Below are 25,049 nucleotides of genomic sequence, written 5' to 3' on the forward strand. Positions count from 1 at the left end.
CGTCACTATTTGCGGCTGACCGGCTGTTTGTCCGGATCGTCGCGTTGATCGGAATCATCCTGTTTTGAGTCCAACGATCGGGTGATCACCACCGACTCGCCGGCCTGAAGCGGTATCGCCGTGTTAACCGCTTCGGCGGAGCCGGGACCGGACGCGGAGCCCGACCCCGTCCCGGCGCCTGCCGGCACCGACACCGTGGCCGGCACGGCGGGCGGCTCGACCGAGAAGGCCGAGCGACCGGTGAGCAGGTACTGGACCGCGAAGCCGAGGGCGACCACCGCGGCGCCGCCGACCGCGTCCATGATCCAGTGGTTGGCGGTGCCCATCACCACCAGCGTGGTGGACAGCGGATAGAGCAGGCCCAGCCAGCGCCAGCCCTTGGGCGCGATGGCCAGGATCATCAGGCCGCACCACAGCGACCAGCCCACGTGCAGCGAGGGCATCGCCGCGTACTGGTTGGAGATCTTGGTGAGGGCGCCGAAGTCCGGATTGTTCAGGTCCTGCACGCCGTGCACGGTGTCGATGTAGTCGTAGCCGGGCATCAGCCGCGGCGGCGCGAGCGGGTAGAGCCAGAAGCCGACCAGGCCGGTGATCGTGGCCACGCTCAGCACGGTGCGGGCCGAGCGGTACGCGGCGGGCTTGCGCACGTACAGGATCGCCAGGATGGTCAGCGGCACGATGAAGTGGAACGTCTCGTAGAAGAAGTTCATGCCGTTCTCCAGCCAGCCGATCCTCGCCACGAAGTGGTTCAGACTCCGCTCGACGTCGACGTGCAGGAACTTCTCCATGTCGATGATCTGTTGCCCGTGCGTCTCGGCGACCCGGCGCTGGTCGGGCACGGACGCCCGGATGAACGAGTAGACCTGGTAGCCGACCCGGATCATCAGCAGTTCGAGCAGCAGGTTCGGCCGGGACAGCGGACGCCAGCCGAACGGCAGTGCCGGGATCCAGGAGAACCGGCTCTGCGCGGCGGCCCCCTGCGGCATCGCCTGCGGGGTCCACTTGGCCGAGGCCCTGGTGATGAACGGCACCGCGCAGGCCGAGGCGACCGCGAGCAGCAGCGGCCCGTTGTCGGCGACCACCCGGACGGCGGACAACTTGCCCCAGATCAGCGTCTTGCTGTCGAACGTCATGATCATGAAGACCGCGACCGGCCACACCATGCGGTCGGTCTGCCGGGCGCCGAGGCGACCGGCGGCGGCGAGCAGGATCCACAACTGCTGGTGCTGCCAGGACACCGGAGCCACCGCGACCATCGCACAGCCGGCCAGCGCGACGCCGAGCAGAGCCTGTCCGTCCTTGGCGTAGGCCACCGCGCGCGGCAGGCCGAACCACAACACCGCCGCGGACAACACCACCACGAGCACTATCTCCAGCGGTCCGGAGAGCCCGATCCGCAACAACAGGCCGTGCAGCGACTGATTCGACAGCGCGTCGGCGTCGCCACCCAGACCCGCGCCCGCGACGTGGTGCACCCAGTAGGTGAACGAGTCGTGCGGCATGGTGATCCAGGCGAGCGCGGTGCAGCCCAGGAAGGTGGCGGTGGTGTTCGCGGCGGCACGCTGCTTGCCGGTCATCCACAGATAGACGGCGAACAACAACATCGCCGGGTGCAGCGCGGTGGCGACGCCCGCGGCGATCGAGGCGAGTCTGCCAGGGGCGGGTCGGAGCATCACGGGCAGCACGAGCAGCACCGGGAGCAGGCTCATCTGGCCGAGCGACAGGTTGCCCCGGACCGGCAGCGACAACACCAGGAGGCTGATGATCAGCGGGGCCGCGAGCAGCCGCGCGCGACGCGTGCGAAACGCCGGCAGGGCGTACGCGACCAGCACCCCGATCGCGGCCACGATCAGCAGCGTGACGATCGTCCACGCGACGCCCAACGCGTTCTCCGCCGCCTTGGTCAGCGGGCGCAGCACCCAGCCCGCGAACGGCGTGCCGGTGAACGTGGAGCCGCGCGAATCGGTGTCGTAGAGCGAGCCGGGCAGGTGCAGGACGCCCTCCGGGCCGAGCCAGGCGTCCAACTCCGGCAGCCTGCGGTCATGGGGTCGGTCGAGTACCTCGTTGGCCTGTCGGACGGCGACGCATGCGGCGAGCAGCCACAGACCCACCAGGGCCAGAGAGATCCTGGTCCTTCGTATGTCCAGCAGCCGGCGAACGCCTGCCCTCACCATGTGCGACTTCTCCCGTTTTCCGTGTCTTGTCGCCCGATGGCCCTCGATCCGTGGCGAGGCCATCCGGTTGCCACGCTTCGGACACCTTGTCACCGCCCGAGTGTGACCGAAAGCGGAGGGGCCCTCGCCGGACCCGCGCCGTACGCTCGTGGGCGGCATGGAACACATCGCCGAATCGACGAGGGGCGAGAAACAACAATGGTGCCGCAGGACGCGTCGACGCGGACGCACGAGTCCCCCGAGGGGCTCATCCCCGTCTCCTTCCGCCAGGCCGGACCAACCGACATCCCTGCCCTGGTGGAGCTGATCGAGTCCGCCTATCGCGGAGACGAGAGCCGACAGGGCTGGACCACCGAGGCGCACCTGTTGGAGGGGCAGCGCACCGACGCCGACGGCGTCGCGGCGGTGGTCGAGGGGGCCGACAGTGTGATGTGGATCGCCGAGCGCGACGGTGTGCTGCTGGGTTGTTGCCAGCTGGAGCGCCGCGCGGACTCGGTCGTCTACTTCGGCATGTTCGCGATACGACCGGGTCGGCAGGGCGGCGGCCTGGGCCGGTCGTTGCTGGGCGAGGCCGAGCGGGTCGCGGTGGAGCGGTGGGGCGCCAAGCGCATGCAGATGACCGTGATCCGCCAGCGTGACGAGCTGATCGCCTGGTACGAGCGGCGCGGCTTCGCCCGAACCGGCGTGTTGTCCCCGTTCCCGTACGGCAACGAGCGGTTCGGCAGGCCACTGCGCGACGACCTGGAGTTCGAGCTGCTGTCCAAGGACCTGTGCTGACCGAGGATCTGCGCGGGACGAGGTCCGTACGACCGCGGATGCGAGCCGAACCGGGGCTCCGGGCGGGCGTCGCACCGCGCCGGGCACCCGGCAGCGGAACCGGCGACGTCGACCCGTGCCGGGCCGGTTCGGGATTCCCCTCGATTCGGTGACCACCGTGGCCGGACTTCGGTAGACCGGCGCCCGGGCGTCCCGATCGTGACAGCATGGGTGTTCGGGGATAGTTCGACCCCGACACCGGTCGCTTGGGGGAGTCGAAGCCGTGTCGCACCACGAACCGCCACCGCCGTACCCGCAACAACCCGGTCAGCCGCAACAACCCGGGCAGTCGCCCCCGCCGCCACAACGCGGCGGCCGGCGCGGCAACCCGTTGATCACGCTGGTGATCGCGCTCGTGGTGGTGGCGGCCGTGGTCACCGTGATCATCCTGGTCGCCCGCGGGGACGACGGCGAGGACGGCCCGAACAAGTCCCCCGCGACCCGGGCGCCCCAGCAACCGGGCGTGCCCTCGGGCCTGTTGCCGTCCGGACTGATTCCCTCGGGGCTGGACATCCCCTCCGACCTGCTGCCGGACCTCGGTTAGGTCCCGTCCGCCGGACCGAGTTCGGGGCTCGGCTCCCGGACGACCGTGCCTGGAGGCGAGGGCGCCCGCGTTGGGGCACCCGGGTGATTCATCGGCCCGCCCCCGGCCCGGTCACCCGATTTGGTGTGTTCGCTGCCTACTGTCGGCTGGCATGGCCAAGCTGATGATCGGATCGTCCGTCGTTTTACTGCTCGCCGGCGTCGTGGGCGCCGGGCTGATCGTGCTGCCCGCGGCACCCGCCGGGGCGGTCGAGGAACGGATCTGGGACCGGATCGCGGACTGCGAGAGCAGCGGTCGCTGGGACCTGGACTCGGGTAACGGCTACTACGGCGGGTTGCAGATCCTGCCGAGCACCTGGGACGAGGCGGGCGGGCAGGAGTACGCCACCCGCCCGGACCGGGCCACCCGCGAGGAGCAGATCGCCATCGCCGAGGAGATCCTGCTGATGCAGGGCTGGGAGGCGTGGCCGCAGTGTGCCCGACAGGTCGGGCTGCTCGGGGCGACCTACACCGTCAAGGTGGGCGACACGCTGTCCTCGATCGCTCGCGACCTCGGCGTGATCGGCGGGTGGCAGGCGCTGTACGCGGCGAACATCGACGTGATCGGCCCGGACCCGGACCGCCTGGTGCCGGGCACCGTCCTGGACGTGCCGAAGGCCGCTCACAGGAGCGGCCCTCGATGGAAGCGAACCGATGCAGATCATCGGATGATCGGTGCTCACGACTGGGATCGAACCAGTGACTTCCTCGGTGTGAACGAGGCGCTCTCCCGCTGAGCTACGCGAGCCTGCGTAGGTTTCGTGCACATCCTAACCAGTAGTGCGCGAGTGGGTCGCCCCCTCCCCGTGACGGGGCGGCCCACTCGTACCCACCGCCCTTCGGCGGAGCCTCCACAGTGCCGCCGGATGCCGGTCGGGTTCAACCGGTTTTCCGCCGCCCGGACGGGCGCGCAGTGCCACCAGCAGACCGCAGATGCCGAACACCAGGGTGAGCGGCGGCGCGGGCCGGCGCAGCAGTCCGATCAGGTCCAGGTCGGCGGAGAAGCCGTCCCGGTGGGCGGCCGCCAGACACAGGAACGCGCCGGCCACCGCGCAGACCGCGCAGGCGGCGAGAGCGGTCGGGACCGACCGGCTCCGGTCGGTGTGGCGAACTGTCATGGTGGCTCCAGGACGGATGTGCAGCGTTACCTCCAGCCTGGCCGGGGGGCCGCCCGCGAACCAGGTAGGTGCCTGGCGGATCGGGGGTGGGGCCAGCCCCACCTTTGCCGGACGGGCCGAAACGCCTGCCCTGTCGGTGCCGTGTGCCTATCCTGGGCTGCCCGTGTGACCGCCGACCGGAGGCGCCCCGCTCGATGAAGCTGCTGCACGCCGCCGACCTGCACATCGACAGCCCGCTGCGGGGACTCTCCGGTTACGAGGGAGCGCCCGCGACCCGGATTCGCGGGGCGGCCCGCCGGGCGGTGGTCAATCTGGTGGACCTGGCCCTGGCCGAGGCGGTCGACGCGGTGTTGCTCGCGGGCGACATCTACGACGGCGATTGGAAGGACTACCACACGGGATTGTTCTTCACCGTGCAGATGCGCCGCCTGGCCGAGGCGGACATCCCGGTCCTGCTGGTCGCGGGCAACCACGACGCGGACAGCCGGATCACCCGCGAACTGCGCCTGCCGGCCAACGTGCACCGGTTCTCCACCATGCATCCCGAGACCGTGACGTTCGAGGACCTCGGTCTGGCCGTGCACGGCCAGGGCTTCGCCGTCCGGGACGTGACCGACAATCTCGCGGTGAGCTACCCGGCGCCGCGCGGCGGCATGTTCAACGTCGGGCTGCTGCACACCGCGCTGACCGGCGCCGAAGGGCACGCCAACTACGCGCCGTGCAGCGTCGGCGATCTGGTCTCGCGCGGCTACGACTACTGGGCGCTGGGCCATGTGCACACACGCGAGGTGGTGCACGAGGCCGAGCCGTGGATCGTCTTCCCGGGCAACGTGCAGGGCCGGCACGCCCGGGAGACCGGGCCCAAGGGCGCCACGCTGATCACCGTCGACGGCGACCGGGGCCAGGCCGTGATCGAGCACCGCGACCTGGACGTGGTGCGGTGGGCGCGGCTGGACGTGGACGCGACGGGAGCGAGCGACATCGAGGACGTGCTCGACGCGGTCCGCCGGCACCTGGCCGAGGAACGGGCCGCGGCCGGCGACCGATTGCTGGCCACCCGGGTCCGGATCGTCGGTGCCAGTGACGCACACGAGGCGCTGTGGCGGGACGAACGCCGGTTCGTGTTCGAGACCCGTGCCCTGGCCGCCGAGTTCTCCGGGGTGTGGCTGGAGAAGATCCGGCTGGAGACCCGGCATCGCGACCTGGGCGACGCGGGCGTCGAGTTGCCGACGCTGGTGGAGGACCTGGCGCGCACCGCCCGGACGCTGCGCGCCGATCCCACCGCACTGGAACAACTGGTCCGGGCCGTGCCGGGACTGCGCACGCTCGATCCCAAGGTGGCCGAGGAGGGCATCGCGCCCGCGGATCCGACCTGGCGCGCGGACATCTTCGACCAGGCCGTCGACCTGCTCACCGCGCTGGTCACCGGGAGCGACGGGGAGTCCGGATGAGAATCGACCGGCTCGACCTGATCGCGTTCGGCTGCTTCACCGACCGGCACATCGAACTCGGTGCGCCGGGCGTGCACGTGATCTGCGGCCCGAACGAGGCCGGCAAGTCCACCGTGCGGCACGCCCTGGACCAACTCCTGTACGGGATGGACCGGCAGACCTCGTACGACTTCGTGCACGCGATGCGCGACCTCAAGCTCGGCGCCCTGGTGCGCGACGAGCACGGGAGCGTGCTGGACGTGGTGCGGCACAAGCGGGACAAGAACCCGCTCACCCGCGCGGACGGCACGGTGCTCGCCGAGACCGAGCTGACCCGGGTGCTCGCGGGCGTGGGCCGGGACGACTTCCGGCACGTGTTCGCGCTGGACCACGCCGGGCTGCGCGAGGGCGGGGCCGAACTGCTGCGGGGCGAGGGGGACATCGGGCGGGCGCTGTTCGAGTCGCGCTCCTCGGCCCGGCTCGGCGAGGTGCTCACCCGCCTGGAGGAGCGCGCCGACGAGCTGTACAAGACGCGCGGGAAGAACCAGCGGATCAACGCCGGGCTGACCGAACTGGGCCGGCTGCGCAAGCGGGTCCAGGACGACGGCCTGGCCCCCTCGGTGTTCGGCGAGGCGGTCAAGGAGGCCCGGCGCGCCGAGGAGGAGCGCGACCGGCTCGGCCGGGACCGCAGCGATGCGCGGGCCGCGGCGAACCGGCTGGATCGCCTCCGGCAGGCGCTACCGGTGCTGGCCCGCAGGAGCGCGCTGGACGCCGAGCGGGCCGAGTTGCTCGCCGAGGGCCCGCCGGTCGCCGCCGAACTCACGGCCGAACTCCAGGCTTTGGACCAGCGCGCCCGCGAGACCGCGGCGGACGTCACCCGAGCCGCCCGAGACCTCGCCGAGGCCCGCGTCGAGGCGGCCGACGTGGTGGTGGACGAGGTGTTGGCGGCGCACGCCGCCGAGGTGGAGGCGCTGCACGCGGACGTCGCGGCCGTGCGCGACGCGGTCGACCTGGCCGCCGACGCCGACGCCGAGGCGTCGCAGACCCGGGCGAGCGCCGCCGAACTGCTGTTCCGGGTGCGCCCGGACCGCGCCCTCGACGATCCCACCGCGTACGAGGTGCCGGCCGGCGTGGGCGAACGGGTGACCGAGCTGCGCGACCGGCTCAAGATGTGCGAGGCCCGGCTCGCCGCCGCCGCCGAGCAGGTCGCGCATCGTCGCGCCCGGCTGGACGCGGCCCGTGCGGCCTGCGACCTGACCCCCGAGCCCGGCGACCCGGCCGCGTTGCGCGCCCTGCGTCGGGCGGTGCCGGGCAGCCTGGTCGAGGACATCGTGCGCGAGGAGCAGCGGGTGGCCGAGCTCGAACGCGAAGCGGACGATCTGCGCGCTCGGCACGGTCTGCACGACCCGGCCCTGTTCGCCGACGACCACGCGGCGCGGCTGCCGCTGCCCGGCCGGGAGCGGGTCGCCGACCACGTGGAGCAGACGACCCGGGTCCTGGACGAACTGCACACGATCACGACGGCCCGGGACGCGGCGGTGGCCGAACACGACGAGCGCCGCCGCGAATTCGCCAAGCTCTCGCTCGCCGATCCGCCGCCCGTGCCCGAGGACTGGCACGCCGCCCGCGCCGAGCGGGACCGGCTGTGGACGCAGATCTGCGCGAGCCCACCGCTGACCGACGACCGGATCGACGCGTTCGAGCAGGCGGTTCGGGCCGCGGACGAGATCGCCGAGCGGATCGCCCGCCGGGCCGAGGACGCGGTCCGGCGCGGCCGGCTCCGGGTGGACCTCGAACACGACGAACGCACGCTGGTCCGACTGGCCGAGCGGCGGCAGGAGGCGAGCGCGCGTCGGGACGAGCTCGCGGCGCAGTGGACGCGGACCTGGGCGGCCTGCGGGCTGCCCGCGCCGGACCCGCACGACGCCGCCGCGTTGCTGGACGCGATCCGGGACCTGGCCCGGGTCGAGGTCGAGGCGCGCACGGTGCGGGCCCGACTGGCCGCCGATCGCGAGCGGGCCGCCGAACTGGTGGCCGCCTTTCGCACCGCGCTGGCCGAATCCGGCGCGCCGACCACGACGAGCACCCTGGCCGCGTTGATCGAACAGGCCGACGCACGCCGCGACGCGCTCGCCGACGCGGCGCGGCTGCGCGAGAGCGCGCTGGCGACCGTGCGCGAGGCCGAGGCCGAACTCGCCGAGGCGAGCGCGGAATCGGACCGGGCCCGGGACGAACGCGCCGCGTGGGAGCGGCGCTGGCACGACCTGGTGCACGGCCTGGACCTGCCCGAGGGCGACCCCGACACGGTCGCCGCCGCGGTGGGCACGCTGGCCAAGGTGGCGGCGGCGGTCGGCCACGCGGCCGAGGCGGAGCTGCGTCGGGTCCGCGCCGCCGACCGGGTGGCCGGATTCGGCGCGCGGGTGGCCGAGGTGTTCACCGCCTGCGGGCGCCCGGTACCGACCGAGGTCGACGGCCGACCGGCGTTCGCGGCCGTGCTCGCGCTGCACGAGGAACTGACCTCGGCCCGCGGCGCCGAAGCGGCCCGCGATCGGCTCGCCGAGCGGATCGACCGCTTGGAGCGCGCGGTCGCGGCCGGGCGGGAGGCGGTCGAGCACGTCGCCGGCGAACTCGCCGCGCTGGTCGCCGGGGCCGGCGCCGCCGATGCCGATGAACTGCGCCGCGCGGTGCGGCGATCCGACCGGATACGGGAGATCGAGGGCACGCTCGCCGACCATCGCGAGTTGCTGTCGCCGGAGGTCGAACAGGAAGCCGCGCGCCACACGCCCGAGGAACTCGACGTGGAGATCGAGGACGCCGCGCGCCGTGTCGAGGAGGCCGAGGCGGCGTACGCCGCGGCGGGCGAGGCGCTGGGTCGGCGCCGGCAGATCGTGCTGGACCTGGAGCGCGAGTCGACGGCCGCCGCCCGGGCGCAGGAGGAGGTCGCCGGCACGGTCGCGGCGATCGCCGAGGACACCGAGGAGTTCGTCCGGCTGCGGTTGGCCCGCGAGGTGCTGCTGCGTTGCATGGAGGACTACCGCAAACAGAACCAGGCCCCGGTGCTGGCCCGGGCTGAGGAGGTCTTCACCGCGCTGACCGCGGGCCGCTTCGATCGGCTGCTTGTGGAGACCGACGGCCGCAAGGGTGCCCCGGTGCTGCGTGCGCGCCGCGCCGGCGGCTCCTCGTCGGTGGGCGCGGAAGGCTCCGGCGCGTTCGCGGCCGGGTCGATCGGCGTGGACGAGATGAGCGAGGGCACCCGCGATCAGCTCTATCTGGCGCTGCGGCTGGCCTCGTTGGACGCGTACGCGGATGCCGGCCGGGCGATGCCGATCGTGCTCGACGACATCGCGATGACCTTCGACGACGGACGCACGCGGGCGATGCTGGCGGTGCTGGACGCGATGGCCGACCGGTTCCAGGTGGTGCTGTTCACCCACCACCCGCACCTGGGTCGGCTCGCCGTGGACACGCTCGCGCCCGGCCGCGCCCACGTGCACGAACTGCCGGTGTACGTGGCCCGGTCGACGGCGGGCGAGCCGGCAACGGGGTGAGCCGGAGGGCGCACCCGTCGAGGAGGCCAACGGTGGGCGCCCGGGCGGGCGGATCAGGCGGTCATCGCGAGTCGGAAGCGCACACACTTGCCGCCGGGTTCGGGGACCGACTCCCAGCCGTCCGAGAGTGATTCGACCAGCAGCAGGCCGCGGCCGGTGGTGTCGTCGTCGGCGGCCTCGACCACCTGTGGCACCCGGGTGTCGGTGTCGTGCACCTCGATCCATACGCAGGCGGCCCCGTCCGGGGTGCGATCTCGACGGACCACGACGCTGAACGGGCGTCCCAGGCCCGCGTGGCGTACGGCATTGGTCGCCAGTTCGGAGGCGAGAAGTACGGCGATGTCGGACAAAGAGTCGAGGTCCCAGACCGTCAGTGCCACGCGGACATGCTCCCGCACGGCGGACACGCATGCGGGCATCGCCGGCAGCGTGATGGTCGGGCTGACCTCGTCCTCTGCATCCGCCACTTCCGGATCGGCCAGGGTGGTCATGCAGCTACCTCCTGTTGCGTGGGCTGCGTTTGCCCCCGCAAGCGGCCCCGCCCCGTCCCGTCGCTTTAAGTGATCTTGTAAGCGCGTAAAGTGAGGGTGCTCGGTAGGATGCTCCACGAAACCCGGTGGTGCAACTCTCGCCGCCACTTCGGTGTCCGCGTGTACACGGTTCACCCGATCGGGCGATGTCCCCGGCCCTCACACGGAGGTTGGCCCTCACGTGGAGGCGGGGGGTTCTGGTCGTCCGTCGGCGTGGCCTCGACGAGTCAGGGGGGTGACGGGCCGATGGCGACCTTGTCGCAGGAAACCCACGCACCGACGTGGCGACGGAGCTCCTACAGCAGCGTGCAGGGGAACTGCGTCGAAGTGGTGAATCGACACCCCTGCGAGGTGGTGGTGCGTGATTCCAAGCAACGCGCCTGCGCGGTCCTGCGGTTCACCGATCGAGAGTGGACCCACCTGTTGGTTGCCCTTGTTCGGCGCCCAAATTGACGATCAGTCAGAATCGGCTGCGGTGAGCACCGGCGGATCGCTGTGCCGAAAGACGTGCGCCAGGCCCGGTTCGACGATCGACCCGGGCACCTCGCCGTCGAACCAGCGGTCCACGTGCGCCCAGTGATAGGGATTCAGCAGATACTCGCCGGTCAGGCCCTCGACCGTGGCGTATTCCTGCTCCCACACATGCGTCCACGGCGACGGCCGCCCGGCCCGCTCCGCCACCCGGGACAGCGCCCACGAGCGGATGGTGGCGATGTGGTCCGGCATGGCGATCAGATCCGACTCGAACTCCGCGAGCACGTCGGCGGATGTGCCGGTACGCACGGTCAACAGCAGCGTGCGCTTGATCCGCGGTCCGGTCGTCGGCACGAATCCCGCGCGTACCGGGCGCAGCGCGACCGCCTCGGCGTGCGCGGGAAGTTCGGGCGCCGCGGCGGCGTCGAGATCCCACGAGAAGCCGTGCCCGCCGACACTGCCGGGCAGATCCGGTCCGGCCGAGCGCACCCCGGCGAGCCCGGGCCCGGGCATGGTCGCGGCCAGCACCACCCAACGTGTCATGTGTGTGCTCCGCTGTGGTGTGCCGTGCGGTCCGCCCCGGAGGGGGTCGCCACGGTGGGATTCGTTTCGATTGCACTCGTCTCGGCGGGACCCGTCCCGGTGGTGTCGGCCGCGCCCGTGGCCGTAGGGTCCGGGGCCGGTGCGTCGGCGGGCTCGGGCATCGCCGGCTGCAGCGCGCGACGTTGCCGCTCCAGCGCATGGCTGTCGGTGGCCGCCCAGAACTCCGCGACCGCCGGATCCGCCGCCGCGGCACCGCGCATCGCGTAGAAGGCACGGATCCCGGGCAGCACCCACAGGATGTGCACGGTGGTCGCGTCGCGGCCCGCCGGCGAGCGCCACACCCGTTCCAGTCGCATGCCGCGCCGCTGCGCCCCGGGCAGGTAGTGATCATGGAACCGGCCCAGCCACGGCGCCACCTGATCGTTCGTCAGCGTGACGTGGTCGAGGATGTTCACCACCCCGGTGGCGGGGTCGCCGGCGCTGCTCACAGCTTGTCCAGCACTCTCTCGCGGTACTGCGCGATGCGCTCACGCAACGTGTTCAGCCCCTTCGGACCGGCCAGTTCGGCCGGGTTGGGCGCGAACACCAGGCGGCTCGCACCCGCGTCGGTGAAGCGACGGACCCAGGTCGGATCGTGCTGGAGATCACGGTCGCACGAGCCGGGCCACGCGGTGATCTCGACCACGTCCTCGGCCCGACCGGCCGAAAGCGCCGAAGCACGCAACAGCTCGGCGCGCGCCTCGAACTCCTCCGCGCCGATCGTGTACGGGAACCAGCCGTCGCCGATGCGACCGGCCCGGCGCACGGCGGGCTCGCTGTTGCCGCCCAGGATCACCGGTACCGCGCCGCGTTCGGGCCGGGGCAGGCAGTGCACCCGCTCGAAGGTGGTGAACCGGCCGTGGAAGGTGGCGGGAGCGTCGGCCCACAGCGCGCGCATCGCGCCGACGCACTCCTCCAGCCGGGCTCCGCGCTCGGCGAAGGACGCACCGACGGCGGCGTATTCCTCCTTCTGCCATCCGATGCCCAGGCCCAGCATCAGTCGGCCGGCCGAGTGTCGGTCGATGGTGGCGACCCGCTTGGCCAGCACCACCGGGCTGTGCAGCGGGGCGACCACCATCGCCGTGCCGAACCGCAACGTGCGCGACGCGCCCGCCAGGAAGGCGATGGTCTCCAGCGGATCGGGCATCGGCACGACGCCGGCGGCGCTGGGCGTGCGACCGGAATCCGAGTACGGGTACAGGGGTTCGTATTCCTCGGCGACCACGACGTGCTCGACGGTCCATACGGATTCGACGCCGCACTCCTCCAGCGTCCCGGCGAAGTCGCGCAGGAAGCCGCCGGAGGTGATCAGACCGTCCGCGAAGGGCGCCATCACGCCCAGCTTGATCGTCATTCTGACGCCCTTTCAGATCCCGTGCCCGCACCCTGCCTCGGCAGGCGTGCGAGCGCAAGGCCCGACCGACGGTGTCGTTGGACACGTGGCCGAAGGGCTCCTCGACCTCGCCTCGGACCCGCCCCGTGCCGCATGGGCGCGGCATGCCGCGTGCGCCCGCCATCGGGGCGCGGGCGCACGCGGTCCGGAGAGGGCCGGCCCGGCAGGGGCCGAAGGGACGGGTCGGGGGCTCTCCCCCCTAGGAGAGCTCGACCAGCTCGACCAGCTCGTCGTGGCGATACAGCGGGCGCAGGCCGTCGGCGAAACGCACCGTGTACCACTGATACGGGGACAGCGGCGGCCGATGCGCGTCCGCGAACACCTCGCACACCTCGCCGACGTGGCCCGTGCTCAGGCCCACCTGCACGCGCACGCGGGTACCGACCTCGAATCCCTGCCAGCGGGTGGCCCCGCCGCGAACATGCTCCTGGGTCCTCGTCGTCGCGTCGCCCATGACGGGCACCGCCCTTCTGCCGATGGGGAGTTCACTACAACTGTCGAGAACGGCTCCCATACCCGATATCGGGCCGCGCGCGCACGCTCTTGACCAGAGGACTCCGTTCGCGCGCGGACTTCACCCGGAAGGAGCGCCCGAGTGGCGCGGACGAGCCGGCAGGCTTCCGATGTGGACGTCTTGTTGTGGATCACCGCCGTGTCCGGTCTCGCCTGGCTCTACCTCACCCTGTGCCACGGCTGGTTCTGGCGCACCGACGTGCGCCTGACGGGCTCGCCCGGGCCGGTGGCCGACGCCGTGTCGGTGGCGGTGATCGTGCCCGCCCGGGACGAGGCGGCGGTGCTCGGGGGCAGCCTGCCCACGCTGCTCGCGCAGGACTTTCCCGGCCGGGCCGAGGTGCTCGTGGTCGACGACGGCAGCACCGACGGGACCGGCGAGCTGGCCCGACGGCTGGGAGCGGCCGGCCGGGTGCCGCTGACCGTGACCTCGCCGGGCGAGCCGCCCGCGGGCTGGACCGGCAAGCTGTGGGCGCTGCGGCACGGCGTCGAGTCGGTGGGCGAGGTGGACTGGATCCTGTTCACCGACGCGGACATCGCGCACGCGCCCGATTCGCTCGCCCGCCTGGTCGGCGAGGCCGAGCGGGACCGGCTCGACCTGCTGTCGGTGATGGCCCGGCTGCGCACGCACACCCGGTGGGAGAAGCTGATCGTGCCCGCCTTCGTGTACTTCTTCGGCAAGCTCTTCCCGTTCCGCCGGGTGAACCGACCGCACTCGCGGGTCGCCGCCGCCGCGGGCGGCTGTGTGCTGGTCCGGCGCACCGCCCTGGCGCGGGCCGGCGGCGTGGCGGCGATCCGGGACGCGGTGATCGACGACGTGTCGCTGGGCACCGCGGTCAAGCGGGCCGGCGGCCGGATCCGACTGGTGCTCGCGGATCCCGCGCACCACGTGGACAGCGTGCGGCCCTACCCGGCACTGGCCGACCTGTGGAACATGGTCGCGCGCAGTGCCTTCGCCCAGCTGCGGCACTCCTGGCTGTTGCTCGCGGGCACGGTGCTGGGCCTGGCCCTGATCTATCTGGCCGCACCCGTGGCCCTGTGCGCCGGGATCGTCGGCGCCGACGCCCCGCTCGCGCTGCTCGGGCTCGCCGTGTGGGCGCTGATGACCGCGACCTACGTGCCGATGGTGCGCTACTACGGACGGCCGGCCGCGGCGGCGGTGTTGTTGCCGTTCGCGGCCACGCTGTACCTGGGCATGACGGTGCACTCGGCGGTCCGGCACGCCCGCGGGCGGGGTGCGGCGTGGAAGGGTCGTACCTACCCGGCGCCGGCCGAATAGGCTCCGTGCGTGCCCAGCCCAGACTCCACGGCCCGTCCCTATCGCGACGGCGTCCCCGAACACGGCCGCGTCCCCAAGTCGTACACGGTGAAGATGAGCCTGCTCCAACTCATGGACGAGTTGGGCGAGGACGCGTTGTTGCCCCCCGAACGCGAACTCGCCGCGAACTACGGCGTCGCCCGCAGCACCCTGCGGGCGGCGATCGGCGAGCTGGTGATGGAGGGCCGACTGCGCTCCGCCCGTGGACGCGGCACCTACGTCGCGCCGCCCAAGCTCATGCAGCCGGTCAGCCTCGGCAGCTACACCGAGGCGGTGCGCTCGATGGGCCTGACCCCCGGCCGCCGCGTGGTCACCCTCGAACACCACGTCGCGCAGCCCGACCTGGCCGACCGACTGCGGATCCGGACCGGCGACCTGACCGTGCACCTGGAGCGGGTGCTGCTCGCCGACGACGAACCGATCGGCCTGGAGAGCACCTATCTGCCGCTGGACCGCTTTCCCACCCTGCTGGAGGTCCTGCGCCCGGAGGGCTCGCTGTACCTGTGCCTGCAAAAGGACCTGGGCGTGGTGTTCGCGGAGATGGACGAGACCGTGGAGACCGTGCTGGCCGCGCCGCGCGAGGCGCTGCTCCTGGAGACCAACCCGGCGCTGCCGATGTTGCTGGTGATGCGCACCTCCTACGACCCGGAGGGGGTGCCCATCGAGCGGGTCCGGGCGCTGTTCCGAGGGGACCGGATGGGGTTCGCCACGCGCCTGCGGGCATAGGCCCCATCGGGCTTTCATCACGGAAAGGTAACAGGTTCGGACCTTAACGGACTGTTCACCCGGGCGACACACCGCCTCCGCATGCTCGGCATCGACCGCTCCCAAGCTGGTCGCATTCGCCCCCGAGAACGTGGAGGAAGCCGGTGCGAGTCATCGTCGTCGGAGGTGGCGTGCTGGGCACCATGCACGCCTGGCAGGCCATCGATCGAGGTCACGAGGTCGTGCACATCGAGCGCGAGCGCGAGGCGCGCGGTGCTTCGGTGCGCAACTTCGGCCTGGTGTGGATCGGCGGCCGGGCCGGCGGCGACGAACTGGACACCGCCCTGCGGGCCCGTGAGCTGTGGGAGCGGATCGGCGCCGACGTGCCCGGCACCGGCTTTCGGCCCAACGGCTCGCTGACCGTGTGTCGAGGCGCCGAGGAGGTCGCGGTGGCCGAAGCGGCCCTCGCCCTCCCCGACGCCGCCGAGCGCGGCCTGAAGCTGCTCACCCCGAACGAGGCCCGAGAGCACAACCCGGCGCTGCGCGGCACCTTCGACGCGGCGCTGTGGTGCGAGCGGGACGGCGCGGTCGAGTCCCGGGTCGCGCTGCCCGCGCTGCGTGCGCACCTCGCGGCCGGCGGCCGCTACACCTGGCTGCCCGGCCGCGAGGTGCGCGACCTGCTGCCGAGCGGCACCGGCGTGCGCGACGACCACGGACACACCCACGAGGGCGACCTGGTGCTGCTGTGCACCGGCGCCTGGCTGACCGGTCTGGTCCGCGAGCTGGCCCCGGAACTGCCGGTGCGCCGGGTGCGCCTGCAGATGATGCAGACCGACCCGCTCGACGAGCGGCTGACCACCTCGGTCGCCGACGGCGACAGCTTCCGCTACTACCCGGCCTACGCCGGCACCGCGCTGGACGCGCTGAAGAGCGCCCACCCGCAGGCGCCGGTGCCCGCCGAGCACCGCATGCAGCTGCTGATGGTCCAGCGCCTGGACGGCGGCCTGACCATCGGCGACACCCACGAATACGACGAGCCGTTCACGTTCGACGTGGACTCCGCGCCCTACGAGCACCTGGTCGAGGTCGCCGAAGCGCTGCTCGGCCGCCCGCTGCCCGCCGTGCGCCGCCGCTGGGCCGGGGTGTACGCGCAGACCACCGACACCACCCGGGTCGTGCACCGCGAGCAGGTCGCCCCGGCGACCTGGCTGGTGACCGGCCCCGGCGGACGCGGGATGACCTGCTCACCCGCCATCGCCGAACGCACCGCGCACCTCGCCGGCCTCTAGATGACGCCCGGCGCCCTCGCGCCACCCCGAGTCCGCCACCCGTCGCAAAAAGCCCGACCGGAGCACTACCGATGACGCGTTATCAACTCGCCGTCCTGGACATGGCCGGCACCACCGTCGCCGACGACGGCCTCGTCGTCGAGGCGTTCACCCGGGCGATCGGCGCGGTCGGCGTCGAGGTCGGCTCCGCCGACTTCGAGCGCAAGCTCGACTACGTCGAGGCCACCATGGGCGAGAGCAAGATCACCGTCTTCCGAGCCCTGCTCGACGGCGACGAGGAGCGCGCCCGAGCCGCCAACGTCGCCTTCGAAGCCGCCTACGCCGACCTGGTCGCGCAGGGCCGCTGCGCGCCGATCGACGGCGCCGAGGACGCCATCCGCGCACTGCGCGCGGCCGGCGTCGGGGTCGCCCTGACCACCGGCTTCGGCCGACCCACCCAGGACGCGATCCTGGCCGCGCTCGGCTGGACCGACCTCGCCGATCTGACCCTGTGCCCGGCCGACGCCGGACGCGGCCGGCCGTACCCGGACATGGTGCTCACCGCGGTGCTGCGTCTGGGCGTCGAGGACCTGCGCGCGGTCGCCGTGGTCGGCGACACCGCGTACGACGTGCTCACCGGGCTGCGCTCCGGCGCCTCGATCGCCGCCGGTGTGCTCACCGGCGCCCACGACCGCGCCGCGCTCGAAGCGGCCGGCGCCACCCACGTACTCGGCTCCATCCGCGACCTCCCCGCCCTGCTCCAGGGCTGATTCGTCTTTTCGAAAGGGCGATTTCCCATGCGACGCATCCTCGGCCTCACCGCGGCCGCCACCGTGGTCGTACTCACCGCGACCGCCTGCGGCGGGACCGGCGGGAGCGGCTCGGACGACACCGGGCCCGCCGCGAACGCCGCCCCCGGCGGCGCCCCGGCCAAGGGCTCGGGCAGCGTGACCGTCTACTCCGTGGACGGGCTCGCCGACTGGTACACCAAGCGCTTCGCGGACTTCGAGAAGAAGACCGGGATCAAGGTCAACCTGGTGGAGTCCGGCTCCGGCGAGGTGGTCACGCGGATGGAGAAGGAGAAGGGCAACCCGCAGGCCGACGTGGCGATCACGCTGCCGCCGTTCATCCAGCGCGCGGCCCAGGCGAACCTGCTCACCGCGTACGCGCCGGCCGGTGCCGACAAGGTGCCCGCGACCTCGAAGGACGCGCAGGGCCGCTACGTGGCCGTGGTCCACAACTACGCGTCCTGGATCTACAACCCCGACCAGGCCAAGCCCGCGCCGACCAAGTTCCGGGAGCTGACCGACGGCCGGTTCAAGTCCAAGCTCCAGTACTCGACGCCCGGCCAGGCCGGTGACGGCACCGCCGTGCTGATCCAGCTCCAGCACCTGTACGGCAAGCAGGGCGCGCTCGACTACCTCAAGCGGCTCGAATCGAACAACGTCGGCCCGTCCTCCTCCACCGGCAAGCTCCAGCCCAAGGTCGGCAAGGGCGAACTCAGCGTGGCCAACGGCGACCTGCAGATGAACCTGGCGTCGATCCACAACGACAAGTCCAACTTCAAGGTCTGGTTCCCGGCCGACGACGCGGGCAAGGCCTCGACGTTCGCGCTGCCGTACTTCATGGGCCTGTCCTCGGGCGCCCCGCACGCCGACAACGGCCGCAAGCTGATGGACTACCTGCTCTCCCCGGAGGCGCAGACCTCGGTCTCCGCCGACGCGCTCGGCCTGCCCGCCCGCGAGGACGTCAAGCCGACCGACGCCAACGCCGCCGAGATCGCCAAGGCCCTGGAGGGCGTGGAGATCTGGACGCCGGAATGGGACACGGTCCTCAAGGAACTGGACGCCGACCTGGCCGAGTACAACAAGGCCGTCGGTCGCTGACCCGACCGGTCCGGACACACCCCGAGCAAACCGCGGACAGGGAGGGAACCCGCATGACCGCACCGGCCATCGAGCGCACCGAGGCGACCATCGTGAACGCAGCGCCGACCGCAGCGGCGATCGGCATCCAGGATCTGACGGTCCGGTACGGATCCGTCGTGGCCCTGGAGGGGCTGAGCCTGGAGGTCGCCCCAGGCGAGACGGTCGCGCTGCTCGGGCCGTCCGGCTCGGGAAAGTCCACGGCGCTCAAGGCGGTCGCGGGTTTCCTCCGGCCCGCCTCCGGGCGGATCACCCTGGCCGGGCGCGACGTGACGTACGAGCCGCCGAACAAGCGCGGAATCGGCGTCGTCGTGCAGAACTACGCGCTGTTCCCGCACATGCGGGTCGCGGCCAACGTCGCGTTCGGCCTCAAGGCCCGTCGGGTGCCGCGTGCCGAGGTGGCCCGCCGGGTCACCGAGGCGCTGGACATGGTGGGCATGGCGAGCTACGCCCGGCGCTACCCCCGCGAGTTGTCCGGCGGCCAGCAGCAACGGGTGGCGATCGCCCGCGCGTTGGCCATCCGTCCGCCCGTACTGCTGCTCGACGAACCGCTGTCCGCGCTGGATGCGACGCTGCGCGCCGACCTGCTCGGCGAGTTGCAGCGACTGCGGGCCGACCTGCCGGACGTGGCGATCATGTACGTCACGCACGACCAGACCGAGGCGCTCGCCCTCGCCGATCGGATCGCGGTGATGCGGGATGCGCGGCTGGTCGACCTGGACGCCACGGATCGGCTGTACCGGCGCCCGCCCAGCGAGTTCACCGCATCCTTCCTCGGCGCGGCCAACCTGCTCGACGCGCGGGTGCTCGCGGCGTGCACGGCCGGGGACGACGCGGTCGAGGTCGCGGTGGGCGGACTGACCGTCGCCGCCGATCCCACCCGGGCGTTCGCCGAGGGCGAGCGGGCGATGCTGGTGGCCCGCCCGCACACCCTCGGGGCGACCGCGGTCGACCACCCGGACACGCTGCCCGCGACGCTCACCGCGATCCAGTGGCGCGGCGCCGACTACCGGCTGACCTGCGTGCTCGATGAAGCGACGGGCCCGTCGGGGAAGCCGGGTGAGCGCGAGCGGTCGGAGCAGTCGGGCCGGTCGGGCCCGGAGATCCGGATCGACGTCGCCGACCTGGCCCGGGTGCCGGCGCTCGGCGAGCGACTCGGCGTGGCGCTGCCCGCCGAGCCGTGCGTCCTGGTCCCGGCGGGAGCGGCCGGATGACCGCGACCCTGACCGAATCGCCGATCGCGGCCGAGCCGGCCACGGCGCCGACGCGCGTGAGCAAGGCTCGCGGCGGCGCGTCCCGGGCGTTGTGGGTGCTCCCGCCGCTCGTGCTCGCCGCCGGATTCTTCCTCTATCCGCTCGCACTCGTGGTCAAGCAGTCCTTCGTCGACAAGAACGGCCACGTCGGCCTGGACGTATGGCGCGACGTGCTGAACTCGCCCTCGTTCGGCGACGCGCTGTGGAACACGGTGAAGATCGCCGTGTTGTCCACCCTCGGTTGCCTGGTCGTCGGGTTCTTCCTGGCCCTGGTGTTGTCCTTCGTCCCGTTCCCCGGCGCCCGGGCGGTCGGGCGGATCGTGGACACCGTGCTCGCCTTCCCGTCCTTCCTGATCGCGTTGGCCTTCACCTTCCTGTACGGCACGGCGGGCGTGGTCAACGCGGCGGCGGACAAGCTCGGCCTGGGCGAACCACTCGTCGGCTTCCTGTACTCGCCGTGGTGCGTGGTGCTGGCCGAGATCACCTTCTACACCCCGTTCGTGATGCGCCCGCTGCTCGCCGCCTTCGCACTGGTGCCCCGGGACCGGCTCGACGTCGCGGCCTCGCTCGGCGCGGGGCCACTGCGGGTGATCCGCCAGGTGCTGCTGCCCGAGGCATGGCCCGCGCTCGCCGCCGGGGGCAGCCTGACCCTGCTGCTCACGCTCAACGAGTTCGGGATCGTGCTGTTCATCGGCGCCAAGGACGTCACCACGCTGCCGATGCTCGTCCACGCCAAGGGCGCGGTCACCTTCGACTACCCGGGCGCGTGTGTGGTCGCGGTGGTCGAGGTGGCGTTGTCGCTCACGCTCTACGCGGTCTACCGATTCGTCTTCTCCCGGACAGGAGCCGGCCGTGCTGGTCTGGTCGCGTAGCGGACGTGCCCTCGTCTGGGCGCTCTTCGCACTCGTCTTCGCCCCCCTCGTGCTCGCCCCGCTGGCGATCCTGGGCATCGCCGCCTTCGCCGGCGACTGGAACAGCGTGCTGCCGGCGTCCTGGACGAGCGAGAACATCCGCGAGGCCACGGCGGGCACCAACCACGACAGCCTCGTGGTCAGCATCGAGACCGCGCTGGGCGCATCGCTGATCGCGATCGTGGTCGGCACGTGGGCGGCGATCGCCGCCCGGACCGCGCCGCGCTTCGTTCGCCGGCTCACCGACGCGGTCTTCCACCTGCCGGTCGCGGTGCCCTCGGTGGTGGTCGGTCTGGGCATGCTGGTGGCCTTCAGCGACGGCCCGATCCTGCTCAACGGCACCAAGTGGATCGTCATCGCGGCACACGCGGTGCTGGTGGTGACGTTCGCGTACTCCACGGTGTCGGCCGGCCTCGACCGGACCGACGCGGCCTTCGCGGACGTGGCCGCCTCGCTCGGCGCGAGCGCCGCCCGGGTGCTGCTGCGGGTACGACTGCCGATGCTGCTCCCGTCGATCACCGCGGCGGCGAGCCTGGCGATCGCGCTGTCGATGGGCGAAGTCGGCGCGACGATCATGGTCTACCCGGCCGAGTGGCGGACGCTGCCGGTCTCGGTCTTCACCCTGACCGACCGGGGCAAGGTGCTGCTCGGCTCCGCGGTCACGGTGGTGCTGTTGGTCGCGACGCTGATCGTGCTCCTGGTCGTGGGCCTGCTCAAGGGCCGGGTCGAGGAGCGCAAGCGGCGGCGGTAGCGGTTCGCCGGATCGCGCCGGCGCTGCGCCGGTCGGCTCAGTTCCGGCCGAAGGTGCGCGCGGGCGGAGCCGGCGACGCGACCGCCGTGGCGTCGTGCACCACGGCCGCCCCGCCGGGGAAGTCGGCCAACGCGGCGCCGTGCTCGACCCGTCCCGGGAACGGGTCGGCGGCCGTACGCCGGGTCAGCTCGCCGATCGGCAACTCGCCGTGCGAGGCGACCAGGACGACATTGCCGAACCGCCGCCCGCGCAACACCGCGGGGTCGGCGATCAGCAGCAGATTCGGGAACACCGAGCGCACCGTCGCCACCTGCGAGCGGACGAAGTCGAGCCGGCCGCCGTCGGCCAGATTCACCGCGTACACCCCGCCGGGGGCCAGCGTCCGGGCCACCTCGCCGACGAACTCGGCCGACGTCAGATGCGCGGGCACCCGCGAATCGGCGAACACGTCGACCACGGCGAGATCGAACGCGGCGTCCGGCGCCTTGCTCGCCACCTCGCGGGCATCGCCGGTGCGTATTCGGATCTGCCAGTTCTTCTCCCAGGGCAGTTCCCGTCGGACGAACTCCACCAACTCCGCGTCCAACTCCGCCACCTGCTGCCGCGACCGGGGCCGCGTGGCCGCCACGTAGCGGGCCAGGGTGAGCCCGCCGCCGCCGAGGTGGAAGGCCCGCAGCGGCTTGCCGGCGTCGGCGATCAGGTCGACCACGTGGCCGAGCCGACGCACGTACTCGAACTCCAGCCAGGTCGGGTCGCCCAGGTCCACGTGCGACTGCGGCGACCCGTGCAGGCGCAGCGTCCACGCCCCGGCCCGATCCGGATCGGGCTCCAGCTCGACGCTGCCGGAACCCACGTCGGCCCGGATCGGCTCGGGGGCGCGACCGCGTCGACGCTGCTTGTCTGCCATCCGACCAGTATCGAGCCGGTCGGCGCCCGACGCGGACCGGCTCGAATCCCGGCGGCCCGGATCGAAGCGGTCTCGGCCGCGATCGGAACGGCCCGTGCGCTCCGGCGAGCGATCAGCGGCCGGTCCGGACGAAGCGCTCCAGTCGGTCGTCCGCGCCACCGCGCAGGGTGCGGTCACCGGTCACCGCGGAGACGGTGATGTTCCCCTTGTTCAGCTCGGTCCAGTCGGCATGCCGCTTGGTCTCCGGGCGACAGAACGTGCCGGGCACCGCACAGTCGCCCTGGCCGATGGCGAAGGTGTCGCCGTCGGGCGAGGCCGAATACCGGATCGCGACCACGGTCTCGGTGCCGATCTCGGTCCACACCGGCCGGCCGGGCTGCTTCCCGGCCACCGCGTTCGGGTGGTTGATGCTGATCACGTATTCGTCCGACAGCGCCTTGCGGTCCTTGAGCTGCGCCACATACGAGGGCAGGAAGTCGGCGAATGCCCGGTAGGTGGCCGGGGTCACCTTGAACGAGGCCATGTCGAAGCCGCCGCTGAGTGCGATGGCCGGCTTGCCGTTGTCGATCGCGGCGATGGCGGCGCCCAGGGTGCCCGAGTCGTTGGTGACCGAGGCGACGTTGGGCCCGGAGTTGATCCCGGTGAGCACCAGGTCGGGGCCGTTCTGCCAGCCGACCTTGGCGGCGAGCCCGCCGCGCAGGGCGAGCCGCACGGTGTCCACGGGGGTGGCACTCGGCGTGGTCGGGCCGCACGGGGCCTCGCCCTTGCACACCCCGAAGACGGCTCCCCTGCTCGGGGCCTGGGCACAGTCGCCCTCGAAGCCGGCAGGCAGCGCGGTGCGCCTGGACACGGTGAGCGCGCCGCCGCCGGTGGCCGCGGTCCCGAATCCGCTCATGAACTGCCACGGCGCCATCACCACGACGTCGGCCCCGGCGGCACACAGCGCCCGGCGCACCTCGTAGACGCCCCGGCCGTCGGCACCGTCGGGCTTGGCGTTCTGCATCGAGTCGTCGTTGCTCAACAGGATTCGCATCCCGGCTACGGACGGGCGGTGGTCGCCGTGGCCGGGAGCCGCGTCGGCACTCCCGGTCAGGGCCAGGAGCAGGGCGCCGGCACCGAGGGCGGCGGGCAGGGCGGCCAAGCGCTTCCGCTGAAGCTTCATGATTCCTCGACTCGACTTCGTACCGAATACGGAGGAATCGACGATCGAGCGTTCACGACTCGAACACTCGCGGCCGATTCCGGTGCGAGTGAACGTAGAAGCTGAACCTAGTGAGTGAAAGGTTTGAGATCTAAGCGTTACCAATGAGTCGGAGTCGGGGACTCTCCGTGGGCGGCAGGGCACGCCACGAGCAGCTCTCGGCGGCGAAGAAGCACTGGGACCGGCTGACGACGTCGCCGGCGTCGACGGGTTCGTACGCCCCGGGCCCGTCCACCGGATCGAAGTCCAGATAGAAGAGATCGCCGTACGTCTCATCGGTGAAACGCGACAGCACCGGGTCGAAATAGAGCATTCCGGAGAATCCCTTGCCGTGTTCGACCCGGTAGTCGCGAAGTCCCGTGAGTGTGAACTCGACGGGAATCCACGGCCAGCCGTGCTCCCGGTCCCGAGCGTCGACCAGGACGCGAGCCGTGGCCCCACCCGGGCTGAACGGGTCGTCGATCCGTACGCGGGTGACACACCCGTTCCCGAAATCGAACAAGCCCAGGAGATCGCCCAGGCTGTCCGGGGTGAGCAGGGACATGGGGCCCTCCGGTCGGCGGCGGTGCAGTTCGGTACTCCACCCCAATCATTACGACTGGTGCGCCGCCACCGTACGGAACTATCGGGCCGACTGCGCTCGCGCCCGGACCTGTGCTCGGACCCGCGCCCGGACGCGCACTCAGACCCGGCTGACCAGCCGGGAGATCAGCGCACCGGCGGCGAGGTAGACCACGGCGGCCAGCCCCTGGTTCACCGCGACCCGCGCCTTGACGTTGTCGGGGGTGAAGAGGTCCCGCGCCCAGCGGGTCAGCCAGTCCGCCCAGTCGGCGATGGTCTCCACCGCGCCGTTGGAGGGATTGGCCTCGAAGACGAACAGAATGATGTGCAGGACGATGATCACTGCGATCGCGGCGGCCACGACACTGACGACCGTTGCGATCGGGTTGACTCGCCGTGCAGTTGAGGTAACCATGCCCGGAGTCTGCTCGGGTTCGAACACCCGAAACGGAGCCCGCGCGGGCCGGTTTGCAGTCGGCCCCGGGCCCCCGGTAGGGTCCTCCAAGTTGCCCGACAGGGAGACCTGAGACAGACGCGTGCCTAGGCGCCCGCGCTGGCTGGTCCCGGGGTGGCCATTCCGATCACATGAACCGGGTGTGCTGCGCATGCGCAGCACATGCGTCGTTCCGTGCCCGGGTGTCCCCGCAGATTCACCGGAACGCGAATTGCCGCCGATTAGACGGTGGGAAATGCGATCCGCTAATGTTCGGGGCGTTGCAGAAAGCAGCGGGAAGAACAAATTTCCGAAGCCGAAGCGGTGAGCGAAGCGGGTCGAAAGACCTGGTAAGCTCGAAGAGCCGGAAGCCAAGAAACGAAAGTTTCGAAGGCGGAAGGCAACGGACGAAAAGCAGGTCGCAAGATCTGCTAGAGTCCGGGAGGCGGAAAACGCGGAAACGCGGTGGAAGCCGAAAGCGAGGAAAGCGAAGCCGCCGAAACGGTGTGCTAAGCTGGAAACGCGAAAGCGAAACAAAAGAAACACGGTAACACAAGCTACACACTGAACGTTAAACGCCCGGAGGGCGCGGTTGACTCCGCACCGAAGGAAGCGTCCGTTCCTTGAGAACTCAACAGCGTGCCAAAAGTCAACGCCAA

24 protein-coding genes, 1 tRNA gene and 1 pseudogene are annotated in these 25,049 nt (G+C 71.8%); 14 read left to right on the forward strand and 12 right to left on the reverse strand.

From position 1 onward, the window contains the following. Positions 1-5 precede the first annotated feature (5 nt). Entirely contained in the window at positions 6-2,174 is a 2,169-nt protein-coding gene (locus ACZOOI_RS14840) for a bifunctional glycosyltransferase 87/phosphatase PAP2 family protein (RefSeq protein ID WP_465281081.1), read from the reverse strand. Between the two features lie 198 nt (positions 2,175-2,372). On the opposite strand from ACZOOI_RS14840, the gene ACZOOI_RS14845 reads away from it, so the two are divergent. The 3 genes and pseudogenes from ACZOOI_RS14845 to ACZOOI_RS14855 form a co-directional block, all read left to right on the forward strand. Beyond that, positions 2,373-2,951 carry a GNAT family N-acetyltransferase gene (locus tag ACZOOI_RS14845; protein WP_465281082.1) on the forward strand — a complete coding sequence of 193 codons (579 nt, stop codon included), beginning with the start codon at positions 2,373-2,375 and terminating at the stop codon, positions 2,949-2,951. A gap of 262 nt (positions 2,952-3,213) precedes the next feature. Beyond that, positions 3,214-3,534 carry a hypothetical protein gene (locus ACZOOI_RS14850; protein WP_465281083.1) on the forward strand — a complete coding sequence of 107 codons (321 nt, stop codon included), beginning with the start codon at positions 3,214-3,216 and terminating at the stop codon, positions 3,532-3,534. A gap of 163 nt (positions 3,535-3,697) precedes the next feature. Then, positions 3,698-3,997, forward strand: a pseudogene (locus ACZOOI_RS14855) (transglycosylase family protein); the annotation flags it as partial. A gap of 251 nt (positions 3,998-4,248) precedes the next feature. Here the strand turns inward: ACZOOI_RS14855 and ACZOOI_RS14860 are convergent. Together ACZOOI_RS14860 and ACZOOI_RS14865 are read right to left on the reverse strand one after the other, a co-directional pair. After that, positions 4,249-4,320 (reverse strand) — tRNA-Val (locus ACZOOI_RS14860). Between the two features lie 22 nt (positions 4,321-4,342). Further along, positions 4,343-4,690: a hypothetical protein gene (locus tag ACZOOI_RS14865; protein WP_465281084.1), complete on the reverse strand. Its 348-nt coding sequence runs from the start codon at positions 4,688-4,690 to the stop codon at positions 4,343-4,345. Between the two features lie 194 nt (positions 4,691-4,884). Here ACZOOI_RS14865 and ACZOOI_RS14870 point away from each other — a divergent pair, with 194 nt between their 5' ends. Then, positions 4,885-6,141, forward strand: coding sequence for a metallophosphoesterase family protein (locus tag ACZOOI_RS14870; protein ID WP_465281085.1), 1,257 nt, complete (start codon positions 4,885-4,887; stop codon positions 6,139-6,141). Beyond that, entirely contained in the window at positions 6,138-9,668 is a 3,531-nt protein-coding gene (locus tag ACZOOI_RS14875; RefSeq protein WP_465281086.1) for an AAA family ATPase, read from the forward strand. Before ACZOOI_RS14870 ends, ACZOOI_RS14875 begins: the two co-directional genes overlap by 4 nt. A gap of 53 nt (positions 9,669-9,721) precedes the next feature. Here the strand turns inward: ACZOOI_RS14875 and ACZOOI_RS14880 are convergent, their stop codons facing one another. Next, a complete protein-coding gene (locus tag ACZOOI_RS14880) occupies positions 9,722-10,159 on the reverse strand; it encodes an ATP-binding protein (RefSeq protein ID WP_465281087.1) in 438 nt (145 codons plus the stop codon). 285 nt (positions 10,160-10,444) lie between these two features. On the opposite strand from ACZOOI_RS14880, the gene ACZOOI_RS14885 reads away from it, so the two are divergent. After that, on the forward strand, positions 10,445-10,651 hold the full coding sequence (locus ACZOOI_RS14885) for a DUF397 domain-containing protein (protein ID WP_465281088.1): 207 nt from the start codon (positions 10,445-10,447) through the stop codon (positions 10,649-10,651). 3 nt (positions 10,652-10,654) lie between these two features. Here the strand turns inward: ACZOOI_RS14885 and ACZOOI_RS14890 are convergent, their stop codons facing one another. The 4 genes from ACZOOI_RS14890 to ACZOOI_RS14905 all read right to left on the reverse strand — a co-directional run bounded on the left by ACZOOI_RS14890 (position 10,655) and on the right by ACZOOI_RS14905 (position 13,101). After that, a complete protein-coding gene (locus tag ACZOOI_RS14890; RefSeq protein ID WP_465281089.1) occupies positions 10,655-11,215 on the reverse strand; it encodes a Dabb family protein in 561 nt (186 codons plus the stop codon). Then, positions 11,212-11,703 carry an NIPSNAP family protein gene (locus tag ACZOOI_RS14895; RefSeq protein ID WP_465281090.1) on the reverse strand — a complete coding sequence of 164 codons (492 nt, stop codon included), beginning with the start codon at positions 11,701-11,703 and terminating at the stop codon, positions 11,212-11,214. Before ACZOOI_RS14895 ends, ACZOOI_RS14890 begins: the two co-directional genes overlap by 4 nt. Next, positions 11,700-12,608 carry an LLM class F420-dependent oxidoreductase gene (locus ACZOOI_RS14900; RefSeq protein ID WP_465281091.1) on the reverse strand — a complete coding sequence of 303 codons (909 nt, stop codon included), beginning with the start codon at positions 12,606-12,608 and terminating at the stop codon, positions 11,700-11,702. Before ACZOOI_RS14900 ends, ACZOOI_RS14895 begins: the two co-directional genes overlap by 4 nt. 238 nt (positions 12,609-12,846) lie before the next feature. Beyond that, positions 12,847-13,101: a hypothetical protein gene (locus ACZOOI_RS14905; protein WP_396008142.1), complete on the reverse strand. Its 255-nt coding sequence runs from the start codon at positions 13,099-13,101 to the stop codon at positions 12,847-12,849. A 171-nt stretch (positions 13,102-13,272) separates the two neighbouring features. Here ACZOOI_RS14905 and ACZOOI_RS14910 point away from each other — a divergent pair, with 171 nt between their 5' ends. The 8 genes from ACZOOI_RS14910 (at position 13,273) to ACZOOI_RS14945 (ending at position 21,288) form a co-directional block, all read left to right on the forward strand. Further along, positions 13,273-14,436 carry a glycosyltransferase gene (locus ACZOOI_RS14910; protein WP_465281198.1) on the forward strand — a complete coding sequence of 388 codons (1,164 nt, stop codon included), beginning with the start codon at positions 13,273-13,275 and terminating at the stop codon, positions 14,434-14,436. A gap of 87 nt (positions 14,437-14,523) precedes the next feature. Then, entirely contained in the window at positions 14,524-15,201 is a 678-nt protein-coding gene (locus ACZOOI_RS14915; RefSeq protein ID WP_465281199.1) for a GntR family transcriptional regulator, read from the forward strand. 143 nt (positions 15,202-15,344) lie between these two features. Continuing rightward, entirely contained in the window at positions 15,345-16,469 is a 1,125-nt protein-coding gene (locus ACZOOI_RS14920; protein WP_465281092.1) for a TIGR03364 family FAD-dependent oxidoreductase, read from the forward strand. A 71-nt stretch (positions 16,470-16,540) separates the two neighbouring features. Further along, a complete protein-coding gene (locus ACZOOI_RS14925; protein ID WP_465281093.1) occupies positions 16,541-17,218 on the forward strand; it encodes a phosphonatase-like hydrolase in 678 nt (225 codons plus the stop codon). Positions 17,219-17,245: 27 nt separating this feature from the next. Next, complete coding sequence (locus tag ACZOOI_RS14930; RefSeq protein ID WP_465281094.1) at positions 17,246-18,334, forward strand: 2-aminoethylphosphonate ABC transporter substrate-binding protein; 1,089 nt, start codon at positions 17,246-17,248, stop codon at positions 18,332-18,334. Between the two features lie 53 nt (positions 18,335-18,387). Next, positions 18,388-19,587 carry an ABC transporter ATP-binding protein gene (locus tag ACZOOI_RS14935; RefSeq protein WP_465281095.1) on the forward strand — a complete coding sequence of 400 codons (1,200 nt, stop codon included), beginning with the start codon at positions 18,388-18,390 and terminating at the stop codon, positions 19,585-19,587. Then, positions 19,584-20,498: a 2-aminoethylphosphonate ABC transporter permease subunit gene (locus ACZOOI_RS14940; protein WP_465281096.1), complete on the forward strand. Its 915-nt coding sequence runs from the start codon at positions 19,584-19,586 to the stop codon at positions 20,496-20,498. Before ACZOOI_RS14935 ends, ACZOOI_RS14940 begins: the two co-directional genes overlap by 4 nt. Beyond that, positions 20,479-21,288 carry an ABC transporter permease gene (locus ACZOOI_RS14945; protein WP_465276343.1) on the forward strand — a complete coding sequence of 270 codons (810 nt, stop codon included), beginning with the start codon at positions 20,479-20,481 and terminating at the stop codon, positions 21,286-21,288. The genes ACZOOI_RS14940 and ACZOOI_RS14945 overlap by 20 nt, the downstream gene beginning before the upstream one ends. 37 nt (positions 21,289-21,325) lie before the next feature. On the opposite strand, the gene ACZOOI_RS14950 is transcribed toward ACZOOI_RS14945, so the two are convergent. The 4 genes from ACZOOI_RS14950 to ACZOOI_RS14965 all read right to left on the reverse strand — a co-directional run bounded on the left by ACZOOI_RS14950 (position 21,326) and on the right by ACZOOI_RS14965 (position 24,372). Further along, on the reverse strand, positions 21,326-22,195 hold the full coding sequence (locus tag ACZOOI_RS14950; protein WP_465276344.1) for a spermidine synthase: 870 nt from the start codon (positions 22,193-22,195) through the stop codon (positions 21,326-21,328). 112 nt (positions 22,196-22,307) lie between these two features. Then, complete coding sequence (locus ACZOOI_RS14955; RefSeq protein ID WP_465276345.1) at positions 22,308-23,357, reverse strand: 5'/3'-nucleotidase SurE; 1,050 nt, start codon at positions 23,355-23,357, stop codon at positions 22,308-22,310. Between the two features lie 130 nt (positions 23,358-23,487). Further along, complete coding sequence (locus ACZOOI_RS14960) at positions 23,488-23,940, reverse strand: hypothetical protein (RefSeq protein ID WP_465276346.1); 453 nt, start codon at positions 23,938-23,940, stop codon at positions 23,488-23,490. A 138-nt stretch (positions 23,941-24,078) separates the two neighbouring features. Beyond that, positions 24,079-24,372 (reverse strand): hypothetical protein, encoded by a 294-nt coding sequence (locus ACZOOI_RS14965; protein WP_465276347.1) that lies wholly within the window; start codon positions 24,370-24,372, stop codon positions 24,079-24,081. Between the last annotated feature and the right edge of the window lie 677 nt (positions 24,373-25,049).

The sequence above is a fragment of the Embleya sp. L77 genome (assembly GCF_055557415.1).